Raw genomic sequence first — 12069 nt, 5'->3', positions numbered from 1 at the left:
AAAACCGGCCATTCAATTCTGCGTCCAAACAAATGAACTAATGGCTAATGACCAGTGAACAAATGTTACACCGCAACAATACCTTTAATATGCGGATGCGCTTCGTAGTTCTCCAATGTAAAATCCTCAAATTTAAAATCAAAAATGCTTTTTACCTCTGGATTGATTTTCATGGTTGGCAGCGGTTTTGGTTCACGACTTAATTGCAGGTTAGCCTGCTCGATATGGTTGTTGTATAAATGGGCATCGCCAAGGGTGTGGATGAAATCTCCGGCTTCAAGACCGCAAACCTGTGCCACCATTATAGTGAGTAATGCATAAGATGCAATATTAAAAGGTACTCCAAGGAAAATGTCGGCGCTTCGCTGATATAATTGGCAACTTAACTTCCCATCTGCCACGTAGAACTGAAAAAAAGCATGACAAGGAGGCAAGGCCATATTTTCTATTTCGGCAACATTCCATGCTGAAACAATGATTCTGCGCGAATCGGGATTATTTTTGATCGTGTTGATGATATTGGTGATTTGGTCAATGTGCTGCCCATCTGGTGTTGGCCAGCTTCTCCATTGCGAGCCATAAACCGGTCCGAGGTTACCGTTTTCATCAGCCCATTCGTCCCAGATGCGTACACCGTTATCTTTTAGGTATTTAATGTTGGTATCACCCGTTAAAAACCATATCAGTTCGTGAATAATAGATTTTAAATGCAGTTTCTTTGTGGTTACCATTGGAAAACCCTCTTGCAGGTTAAAACGCATCTGATAGCCAAAAACACTTATTGTTCCGGTGCCGGTACGGTCGTGCTTTTGAGCGCCATGATCAAGCACATGCTGCATTAAATCTAAATATTGTTTCATACACCCCAAACCCCTTAAGGGGCTTTTAAATTGTAAATAATTAATTAACTACAAATATCTAAAATTTATCAGGTGTTGTAAATCATTTTTATACACACTGGGTAATTGTTAACATTGGTTGCATTAATCCTTGTATGTAGTCCGGGCGTGAAGGCGGAACCTACGGGTATTCAAAATTCATGACTTGTTTGTATGTTTGCACCATGAATGTATTTGGCTTTGAGGGGAATCTCAAATCTCAAATCTCAAATCTCAAATCTGTATGCTATCTTTTCCCAACGCAAAAATAAACTTAGGCTTAAATATCACCGAAAAACGTGCTGATGGTTACCACAACCTTGAAACCGTTTTTTATCCGATCAATATTAAGGATGCGGTCGAAATTACTGACGCAGAGGCAACCTCTTGCAAAATTCACGGCATCGATATTCCCGGCGATGCAAACGATAACCTTTGTTTTAAAGCATATCAGTTAGTGAAAAAGGATTATGATATTCCCCCACAGCAGATCAATTTGCTGAAAAACATTCCGGTTGGTGCAGGCTTGGGTGGAGGATCAGCAGATTGTGCTTTTCTGATCAGACTGCTGAATGATAAATTCAGTTTGGAAATGTCTGTTGATAAAATGGAAGGTTATGCTCGTCAGTTAGGTGCCGACTGTGCTTTCTTTATCGAAAACAAACCTGTTTATGCATTTAATAAAGGTGATGAATTTGAAAAGTGCGAAGTAGATTTGTCAGCCTGGTTTAAAGTTTTGGTAAAACCGCCTGTACATGTAAGTACGGCCGATGCTTATGCACATGTAAAACCGCAAAAACCTTTGCAATCGTTAAAAGAAATTATACATTTGTGTCCAACAACATGGGAAAATAAGGTTATCAACGATTTCGAACTATCGGTCTTCGCAAAGTATCCCCAAATTCGTCAAATAAAAACCAGTTTATACGGTGCAGGCGCAACATTCGCTTTAATGAGTGGTAGCGGTTCGTCGGTTTTTGCAATTTTTACCCATCCGGTTAAATTGCCCGAACTGGAAGAAAACAACTTAGTATTTTATAACATTTAAATTAAGGTAGAGGGTTGGAAGGTAGAAGGCTTAAAGTCTTGATACCTGATACTCAATACTCGAACTATTAATATGAACATAAATCTAGTCCGCAAGAGCGGTAAATTTAATTTTGAAGCAGAAAATGAGAGCGGTTTTACTGTAGAGTTGGATGCAAAAGCTGCCATTGGTGGCGAGGGAAAAGGTTTCAGGCCGATGGAAATGCTTTTAATTGGTTTGGGAGGTTGCAGTGGTATAGATATGGTAAACGTACTTACTAAGCAAAAAGAACCATTAAACGACATTAAAATTGCCATCAACGCTACACGTAAGGAAGAAGAAATGCCGCCGATTTTTGATGTCATCGATATACATTTCGATTTATTCGGCGATTTAAGCATTCAAAAAGTTGAGCGTGCATTAGCCATGACTTTCGATAAATATTGCTCGGTATCTAATATTTTAGGCCGATCAGCAACGATTAATTTTACTTACAAAATAAACAATTAACAAGGTAGGGGGGATAAAGTAGAGAAGTATAAAGTAACAAGTAGCAAGTATCGAGAAGCAAATCTTAAAATTTATGATGACGACTTTATTCTCACACCACATCTTGATACTTGATACTCAATACTCCAATCTCAATCCCCCTGTCTTGATACTAAAATCTTGATACTAATAAAAAATGAAATCCGAAAATTTTGAAACTATAGCTATACGCACTCAAACCGAACGCAGTTTACACAAAGAGCATTCATCACCAATTTACCTTACTTCCAGTTATAAGTTTGAAGATGCGGAAGAAATGCGTGCTTTGTTTGCTAATGAAAAAGAGGGGAATGTATATAGTCGTTATTCAAATCCAAATACTTCAGAGTTCATCGAGAAAATGTGCCTCTTAGAAGGTGCTGAAGATGGTTTTGCCACTGCAACAGGAATGGCTGCGATTTTCACCACATTTGGTGCATTTTTGAAAAATGGCGATCACCTGGTTTCCAGTAGATCAGTTTTTGGTTCAACGCACCAATTGCTAACCAATGTTTTTTCTAACTGGGGTGTAACTTTCGATTATGCCGATTTAGATAAACCGCAGGATTGGGAGGCTTTGATTAAGCCAAACACCAAAATGATTTTTATTGAAACGCCATCAAATCCTGGTATTGATATTATCGATCTTGAATTTTTGGGCAATTTGGCTAAAAAACATAATATGTTGCTTGTTGTAGATAATTGCTTTGCTACGCCTTATCTGCAACAGCCGATTAAATACGGTGCGCACATTTCAATCCACTCAGCTACTAAGTACATTGATGGACAAGGGCGTGTTTTGGGCGGTGTAATTTTAGGGGCCAAAGATTTAATTGCAGATGTAATTGGTTTTGCCCGTCATAGTGGCCCGGCATTATCGCCTTTTAACGCATGGATTTTATCTAAGAGTTTGGAAACTTTAGCTATCCGTATGGACCGTCATTGCGAAAATGCTTTAAAAGTTGCTGAATACTTAGAAAAACACCCGAAAATTAAGCTGGTTAAATATCCGTTTTTGCCATCTCATCCTCAGTACGATATTGCCAAAAAGCAAATGAAACAGGGTGGTGGCATTGTAACCATCGTTGTTGAAGGTGGTATAGATGCTGCACGTAAATTTATGGACGGTTTGCAAATGTTTTCGATCTCGGCAAATCTGGCCGATACCCGTTCTATCGCTACACACCCGGCTACAAGTACACATAGCAAACTTACTGAAGAGCAACGTAACGAAGTAGGGATTGAACAAGGTTCCATTCGTTTATCAATCGGTTTAGAACATATCAACGATATTTTAGCTGATATTGAGCAGGCACTGGCTTAAAGTTTTTATAGCGGAGAAATTAGATAACATATAAAAATATTTGTTTATTGGATATTTTAATTTGAAATAACTTTATGAAAAGCTTTTTTTTAATACTATTAAGTGCGGTTTTGTTTTCTTGCAATCAAAATGATAAAAATACTTTAACTATTAATAAAAAAGCAGGGCTGGATTTGGAAAAAATTGATTTCAAAGAGAAACCACTTGAATTTTTAAAATCTAAAATAGACTCGAATGTAAATAATGATCCGGATTTCATGAAAAAAGGCTATTCAATGCCTTTTGACTATCCGGTTGGCTATAAGCTTGATGCCTGGAATGGCAAAGATTCCTTTTACGGTAAAGCGTATTACAGTAAGATAATTGATAGTATTGCATATTATCAGAACATATACTTCAATAGGATCGCTTTTTTAACTCACAATAATAAAACTGTAGCGATTTTAGCCGATGCAGAAATTAAATCTAATACTGTTTACAACGAGTTTGTTAAACAGTTAGAGAAGCAATTTGGCACGCCAACTTTCAGGCCACAAACTACTGAAGACGTTTTTTACGAGTGGTCTGCCAAAGATAGGCGTATACAAATTGATTATTCTAAAGGATTCTCAATGGAGGCAATGTCTGGCAAGAAAACGGATGTTAAGCAAACATTTAACATGCAAATGCTTATTTTTAATAGGGCCGAGGCGGCTAAAATTGATAGCATACAGCAGAAAAATTATGCTAAAACAAAGGAATATAAAGTGATGCAAGGCGATTTTACCTTGTACAAAAATAATCCTCAAAAGAATATCGTTTTAATGGATAGCATCCTTAATGAAAAATTTAAGTGAAAATTTTTTCCAACTTCATTGGTGCGCTACCGATGATCAGGGTTGGTGAATTGAAGATCAGGCATGAATGACATTTCTTTTATTCTTTCTGAATTAGAATCAACTAGTGAGCCTGAATATTTAAAAAAGATGGCTCATTTTGGAATCAATATTTCTAAGGCCTTTGGTATTCGAGTGCCCAATATCCGTAAGCTGGGCAAGCCAATCGGTAAAAATCAGGAGCTGTCTTTACACCTTTGGAAAACCGGATTTCACGAAGCCCGTCTTTTAGCCACATTCATCGGCGATTATAAACAAGTAACAGAATTGCAAATAAACGCCTGGGTGAAAGATTTCAGTTCATGGGATATCTGTGATCAGGCTTGTGGAAATCTTTTTGTTAAAACGCCTTATTTTAAGTCGAAGGTTTTTGAGTTTACACAGGCCGAAGCGGAATTTATGAAACGTGTCGGTTTTGTGTTGATGGCCGAGGCTGCCATTCATCTTAAAAAAGAACCGAATGAAACTTTTCTTGCTTTTCTTCCGGTTATAGAAAGAGAAGCTTATGATAACCGCAATTTTGTTAAAAAGGCAATCAACTGGGCGTTGAGGCAAATCGGCAAGCGTAATGCTTTCCTGCATGGGCATGCCATTCAAACTGCAAACAATATCCTGGCACAGAACAATAAAAAATCAAATTGGGTAGCTTTAGATGCACTGAGGGAATTAAACAGCGATGCAGTACTTACTAAAGTTAATCTCTGGTGATATCAAACGCTTGGCACTCTTCGCTCAACGCCCCTCACTTCTTACCCTACATCAATGCACAGCAAGCAGTACTGTATTAACTTTGTATCATAAATAAGAAAGGAAATTTATGTCACAGTTCATTTTGCACAAAGAAAACACCCGCGGTCATGCTAATCATGGCTGGTTAAATGCACACCACTCATTCAGTTTTGCAAACTACTACAATCCTGAAAGGATGCATTTCGGAGTTTTGAGGGTTTTAAATGATGACTTGATTGATGGTGGAATGGGCTTCGGCGCTCACCCGCACGATAATATGGAAATTATTACCATTCCATTGGCTGGTGCAATTGCACACAAAGATAGTATGGGTAATTCAGCCGTGATTAAAAATGGAGAAATCCAGGTGATGAGTGCCGGAACTGGTGTGAGCCATAGCGAGTTTAATGCTAATGCAAACGAGCAATTAAATTTATTGCAGATCTGGTTGTTCCCTAACAAGAAAAACGTTACACCACGTTACGATCAACAGACTTTGGATGTTGCTGCCCGTCACAACAACTTTCAGCAGATTTTATCGCCAAATTCGGATGATGCCGGTGTGTGGATCCACCAGGATGCCTGGTTTTCGTTAGGTAGTTTTGATGAAGGATTTGAAACTGAATACCAAATCAAAAAAGCTGGCAATGGTGTGTATATATTCGTAATCAATGGAGAAGTAACCATAGACGGACAGGTATTAAGCAAAAGAGATGGATTAGGAGTATGGGATACAGATAGTCTCAGTTTTAAAGCCAATACTGCAGATGCAAAGGTTTTATTGATGGATGTTCCGATGGAATTGAACTAAAATAATTTAACCAAACCTCGCAGGTTTTAAAAACCTGCGAGGTTTATTTATGTAAAGAACTATGCAAACTAACATACTTTATATCGGAAGGGATACTGAAATTACGACGGTAATGAACCGCCTGTTGAATGCCAGACCAGAGTGGAAAGGTATCTGTGTATGTACGGATGAGGAAGCTATCAAGATTTGCCAAACAAATAAAATAGATTTGGTACTCTTGGGAAACGGCATTGATGCAACATGCGAAAAAGCGTTGAGAGCAAAACTAACCGGACTTAAACCAGCATTAAAAATTATCCAGCACTATGGCGGGGGAAGTGGACTCCTTTATGGCGAAATAATGTCGGCACTAAATTAAGTAAAGAAATATTTTTTGCACTTTGCTATTACTCCCTCAAATAGCAGCAGTTGCCAATCCACCTAAACGGGATTGCAGCGATATCCTTTTAAAATTAGCACCTGCTTCCGTTTCACTGTGATGCTGAGGTACGAAGCATCTGCAAGCGATGAAACAGATGCTTCGTACCTCAGCATGACAATTGCATTTTAAAGATTTAGCGAAAAGCCCGACTGTCAATCAATAGCGCTACAGGACTTGCTTTTCAAAACACTTTAAGCTAATCTCATTAAAGCTAGTTGTACGCAGGGAAAATAAATCTTGATGGTCTGTGAGACACAGACCATGGAATTTTTGGGCTTTAGCTAATGTAATCTCTATCCTCGTCGCTTAAGGTATTTTTCTTTTCTATCGAAGGTTGATTTCTTTCAATCTCATCATCGTAACTGCTTACTGTTTTTCGTGGACGACCCACTACAAAGCCGATAATAAAACCAATGATAATGCAAACACCGATAACCAAAAGTTTAGATACCGGAACTGTGGTAACCAAAAAATTGAAATCTACAGGTTCGGTATTTACCATCAAAAATATGGTCAGCAATGCGGTTAAAATAATAATGGAGATTGTTTTTGCGCTCATGGTTTTAGAAGCTATAATTAAATGAAAACTCTAATATCGGATTTTGATTGTAAATCTGGTTAACAAAAACCAATCTCGCTCCTAAATCTACAACAGGTTGATAGCGTAAAATGTTTACGCTCGTGTTCAATTCTACCCCATAAGTTTTCGGATCATTAAAGGTTGTGCCCTGGCCAATGTTCTCATAGTGGCAAAATAAACCCGCCCTAAAATTTCTTACATAAGCCAGCGGACCCAACTCCCAATCAGGAAAGGCAAATGGAAAACGGTAGTTGAAAAGTAAGCTGTTCTGCAGTTTGCTTTTTGCTAAGATGTTGTTGTATCCATACACCGTTGCAATCTCTGTTGCATACTGATTTACACCACTCGCTTTTTGATAATTGAAGCTAGCCAGGAAGGAATGATTTTTTGCAAAACCTGGAAAGTAAAGGAAGCTTTCAAGCGCTAAAATTTCTCCCCCTAAATTTTTGTCGAAGGGTTGGTGATCATAAGTTAACCTGAACACCTGTGCCCATTTGGGTGCAATGTCTCTTTCGGTTGTACGCACACTATGGTTGAAAGTAAAATTATATTCCATCGGGAATTTAAGCTCACGGTTAAAATTGCTAGGCATGTTTTCGGACATATACCTTTGCGTAAAACTCGTTGCCGCATTTAGCGTAAAAGCATAGTTCTCATTGCGGGCATTGAACGATAAAGGAAGCGATGCATTAAGCTTAATATAGTTCTCCCGCCAGTCGCCTTGCTGTACCACATTTTTAGCCCTGTAGAAGGTTCTTTTCGGACGGTTGCGGTACAACACACTAAATACCGGATATAGCGCCTTATAGCTAATGTCTGCTGTGTATTCGAAACGTTTTAAATCGCGATGGTATTTTGCACCCGAATAAAAGTCCATAGTGTTAAGCAAGTTGTTCGATTGCAGTTCTAAACCAAAAACGTATTCGTTATCAATTACCGGAATAATGCTGTGGATGCTGAAAAGATTTAAAGCCTGATGGTAGCGTTTAGATTGGTAAGTGCTATCCGGTATGTTGTCGAAAACATTCCCAACATTTTCCTGCTTTTCTGCTGCGGCAGAAAAATCAACAAAGTTATTTTCGGCTACAGGCTTTTCTGTAATGTTGGTTTCGGCAATTTCATAACCGTTGATTTTGTAATCGTTAAAAATGATTTTTCCATCACTGCTTTCGGTAGGATTAAAGGCACCGTATTTAGATGCGCTGATCGCCGTAATTTTCTTTGAAGTAGGATCAATCGCGTAAATATTATCGATGCCATTGAAGTGCGCATTGAAAACAATTTTATCGTTAATAAAAACCGGGCGACTGAGCTGTTGTCTGCTGTTTAAAATCAATGCAGATTTTTTTTCTCCGTCAATCAACCATAAACTTTTTCCTTTTTCCGTTACGCCGATATAAGCAATCTTATTTCCGGTTTTATCGAAGGCTGGTGTTTGCAGGATTTCATTTTCCGGATTTAGATAGGTCTTTAAAATCTTCCCTGAAGCAGCATCGATCTCTATCAGGTTGAACTGGTTGTTGAGTTCAACTTTGGCTGCAATAATTTTTTTTCCATCCTCAGAAAGGCTAGGAGAAAAGAGCCTGCTTTTGATGCTCAGCTTATTGAATTTTTTTGTCTTTAAATTGTAAGAACAGATTACGCTGTAACTTCTTTGTTTGTACCTCGGATCGTAACGGATTTCATCCCAAACCAAGAGATCGTTTTTCAAACTGAACCAGGGCTGTTCCTGATAACCGATTCCGAATAATTTTTGCTCCGTTTTATCTTTGTTGATCAGGACAAAATAACGGGCATCCGTCTTACTTTCTTTGAGTGCTAAAATCTGGTCTTTATTGATCCTAACCGGTAAGAAATAATTCGTGGACAGCGATGTTTTTTTATTTAAACTTTCATAGTTTTCTGAAGCTGATTTTTCTTCCTGTATTTTCCATTTTTCGGCAAGCTTATTTTGGGTAGCCAGAAAATATTCTCGTGTATTTTTCCTGGTATATTTTTTTAGACTTTTTGAAAAGGGGTAAGGTCTCACTGGTCTTTTTCTAATATCGCCAAGTAAACTGTCGGAAATAAACTGACCGTATTTTTCCTTCATATTTGCGACCATCAGATATCCGGTTTGGTAGTAGCCTGGTGTTACGTCTTTGTTCGAACCAAAATAGGCTTTGCTGTAGCTGAATTTTTTGCCTTCCAAAATTGAAGCCCGGTAAGGCATGATCCAGTTTGGCTGTCGGCCCCTGCCCGAATAGGTCAGTGCAGTTTCGTTAACCACCGCATCACCTTCGAAAAACCAGGTAGGTATACCTGCACCAAAGTAGGCAAAGTAAACAAGCTCCGGAAAAGGATGAATCTGTGTTCCTGTCAATTTGTCAAACTGTGCGATGTGCCTGAGCTCATGTACGGCAAGGTTATTTAACCAATCCTGACTGTCGAAAAATTGAGGCGGTGTGGCATAAAATTCAGACTTCCGCGGGCCTAGCTGAACAAAGCCGTTTGCAACCGTTCCGCGGTTCTGTAATAGGAGTGGAATAGTAGTTTTTTGTTGCCTTAAACCCAAGCCAATCCTGGTGTAGATATAGGGTAGGGTATTGGCCATTCTTTGGGCTTCTTTCTCCAACTCTTCAGGATAGATGATTTTGAAGCCTCCTGAAGAAATGTAGTTCCATTTTACACTAAGTGGGTTTTGTGCAGTGCTGAAAATTTGCCCAAAAACCGATGGTGAAATAAAACTTAAAGTAATAACACTTAAATACTTGATAATTAGTTTTTTGTTTGATTTTTTTAAGTTCATCTAAAATCTTTGCTAAAATATTTAGTTTTTTGAATTTTAAAGGGATTCTATAAAGTGAATTTTTAATTTATATTTAATATGATAAAGTGCTGATTAATAAAATTTAATGTGATTTATGTGAATTCATTAAAAATTGATTTTATCGTGATTTTTAACCTGATTTTATTTCTGATTTAACCGCTTCATCACATTTTTTATCAATAGTAATTTATTGATTTAATTTACACTTATTAATCGATTTTCCTCAAAAATTTTTATGGCTTTTTAAATTTTAGTATGAATTTTAGAATGAGGTTTCTGTTCCGAAAATTGAGCCTAAGTCTTGTGAATTTTAGCATCCTTCATTGATGATTTATAAGAGTTAAGAATTGCCCGGTTTATTTGCTTAGGTGAAGAATAAGTCCCACAGTAAAATTGAATTCTTCTTAGTCTGAAATTAGATTTTCAGGGCCGTAGACTTTAAGAATTTATACTGTCTAATGTATGAATTGATGCCGACTTAAAATTCGGCTTTATGGGTATAATGATCTTTTTATGACAAAATGTCTTTAGTTTTTATCGCCGGATTCAGACTGATTTTTTCGTTATCAGGTCTGAATTTAACTCTCATAACTTGCGATTTCCAAATACAGGTGGCTCCGGATGTTGTAGTTTAGCATTTAAAAACTCAGTTTATCATGGCTTAAACCAGGGTTTTAATACTGAAATTCTTGTCTAAATTTTACTTTAGATATCCCGATTTGTATATTTTTTTAGTGTTTTTAGGCTTCAAATCTTCAATTTTTTACCTCGATAATGCGATTTCCTTGCGATATTCTCGGGTAAAGGGCTCTAAAATATCTTTTTTAGAAAAATTTATTTATAAGTCAAAAATAGCTTAAATCGTTGTTTGAAGGCACTTTTTAGTTGCCGTTGCTTGTTATTTTTTCAATTGGCAATTGGTCAAATTTTAACGCTTTTCTAAGGTATTTAGGCTAAATCTGAGTAAATAATCAGGTCTTTTTTACAAGATATTTTTTAATTATGATGTCTTTATAACCTAAATTTTTCAGCCGGAAACGGGCAGTTTTGTATGATGCAGATAAGCTGATTGAAGGTAATACATTCGCATATTTCAATTAATTGTTATGTATTTAGTTTGCAGGATTCTATGATGTTACTCCTTTTTTAAGAAATGTAACTGGATTTTAAACTTGTTTTTAGTCCGATTTTGTATGGGTGTATCTTAACGGTTTTTGAAGCTATTTTGTGAATCTTAAATCTTAATTAATCAGACTTTTTAATACTTTTTGTTTTATGTTTTTATCTATTTTTAGAAGGTATTTCTATGCTATTTTTTAGCTTTTTTTTGTGCGCTATTTTTAATCTTAAATTGGTGTTTTATTGATGTACTTTTTGTTAGAATTATTTGTTGTTTTTGCTAGTTTATTCTTGGATGGTATTGTTGAGATTTTACTCTGTTTATCTATTGATTTTGATATTGTTTTTTGCTTTTAAATTCTGCTGTATTTGAGGTGTTGTCAAGTAGTTTTATTTTGTATAAGTAAGATGTTATTCTATGGTTTAGATGTGGCTGCTTATTTAGCTTTACAAGCTGCTTTTTTTTTCTTAGCGGCCTCATTTTATTGACAGTAAATTTCGACCTGCATTGGTAAATTAGTGAAAAGATATTCAATTTATTTTGGCTTGTATTTCATGTTTTTGACTTCGCTCATGTGGTTGTGATGTGGATACTTGAATATATAGGAAATAGAGTAAAGTGGTATTAGGTACGACGTGGTATCGTCGTTTCGATCGAGGTATAATGAAGTTTGAAAAGCTATTAAAATGGATCTTTCTCCTGAAAATTTTGGACTGCAATTTGTCGCGATAACGGCTCGTTTTGATGGGAGCTGTAAGTGTTATTGGAGTACAGATTAGTTGTGTTTACGAATGCTTAATAAATCGAAATATGTCTAAATATAGATCTCTCCGTTTCGCTGCGCTACAGTCGATATGACGACGATTCTATTGGATTCTGTTAATAATAGTGGAGCACAGATTAGTTAAGCTTCCGAATGCTTAACGAAGCGAATTTTGGTCTAGATAGATCTCTCCACTTCGCGTTG

Annotated in this window: 10 protein-coding genes; 7 read left to right on the top strand and 3 right to left on the bottom strand. The window is 36.9% G+C overall.

Annotated elements, in window-relative coordinates:
• Positions 1-65: 65 nt before the first annotated feature.
• Positions 66-860, bottom strand: coding sequence for a thymidylate synthase (locus FFJ24_RS13595; RefSeq protein ID WP_138822002.1), 795 nt, complete (start codon positions 858-860; stop codon positions 66-68).
• A gap of 262 nt (positions 861-1122) precedes the next feature.
• Between FFJ24_RS13595 and ispE the strand changes: the two genes are divergently transcribed.
• The 7 genes from ispE (at position 1123) to FFJ24_RS13560 (ending at position 6530) form a co-directional block, all read left to right on the top strand.
• Entirely contained in the window at positions 1123-1926 is an 804-nt protein-coding gene (ispE, locus tag FFJ24_RS13590) for a 4-(cytidine 5'-diphospho)-2-C-methyl-D-erythritol kinase (RefSeq protein WP_138822001.1), read from the top strand.
• 72 nt (positions 1927-1998) lie between these two features.
• Complete coding sequence (locus FFJ24_RS13585; protein ID WP_138822000.1) at positions 1999-2415, top strand: OsmC family protein; 417 nt, start codon at positions 1999-2001, stop codon at positions 2413-2415.
• 175 nt (positions 2416-2590) lie between these two features.
• Positions 2591-3757, top strand: coding sequence for a PLP-dependent aspartate aminotransferase family protein (locus tag FFJ24_RS13580; RefSeq protein WP_138821999.1), 1167 nt, complete (start codon positions 2591-2593; stop codon positions 3755-3757).
• Between the two features lie 74 nt (positions 3758-3831).
• Positions 3832-4593: a hypothetical protein gene (locus tag FFJ24_RS13575; protein WP_138821998.1), complete on the top strand. Its 762-nt coding sequence runs from the start codon at positions 3832-3834 to the stop codon at positions 4591-4593.
• Between the two features lie 63 nt (positions 4594-4656).
• Complete coding sequence (locus tag FFJ24_RS13570) at positions 4657-5340, top strand: DNA alkylation repair protein (protein ID WP_138821997.1); 684 nt, start codon at positions 4657-4659, stop codon at positions 5338-5340.
• A 109-nt stretch (positions 5341-5449) separates the two neighbouring features.
• Positions 5450-6172, top strand: coding sequence for a pirin family protein (locus FFJ24_RS13565; RefSeq protein WP_138821996.1), 723 nt, complete (start codon positions 5450-5452; stop codon positions 6170-6172).
• A 61-nt stretch (positions 6173-6233) separates the two neighbouring features.
• Positions 6234-6530, top strand: a complete 297-nt coding sequence (locus tag FFJ24_RS13560) for a hypothetical protein (protein WP_138821995.1) — start codon at positions 6234-6236, stop codon at positions 6528-6530.
• A gap of 340 nt (positions 6531-6870) precedes the next feature.
• Here the strand turns inward: FFJ24_RS13560 and FFJ24_RS13555 are convergent, their stop codons facing one another.
• Both FFJ24_RS13555 and FFJ24_RS13550 read right to left on the bottom strand, forming a co-directional pair.
• Positions 6871-7152 carry a lipopolysaccharide assembly protein LapA domain-containing protein gene (locus FFJ24_RS13555; RefSeq protein ID WP_121286739.1) on the bottom strand — a complete coding sequence of 94 codons (282 nt, stop codon included), beginning with the start codon at positions 7150-7152 and terminating at the stop codon, positions 6871-6873.
• A 4-nt stretch (positions 7153-7156) separates the two neighbouring features.
• Positions 7157-9961 carry a hypothetical protein gene (locus FFJ24_RS13550; protein WP_138821994.1) on the bottom strand — a complete coding sequence of 935 codons (2805 nt, stop codon included), beginning with the start codon at positions 9959-9961 and terminating at the stop codon, positions 7157-7159.
• Positions 9962-12069: the final 2108 nt, after the last annotated feature.

The sequence above is a fragment of the Pedobacter sp. KBS0701 genome (genome assembly GCF_005938645.2).
Taxonomy (GTDB): Bacteria; Bacteroidota; Bacteroidia; order Sphingobacteriales; family Sphingobacteriaceae; genus Pedobacter.
This window is presented reverse-complemented; position numbering and strand designations above follow the sequence as displayed.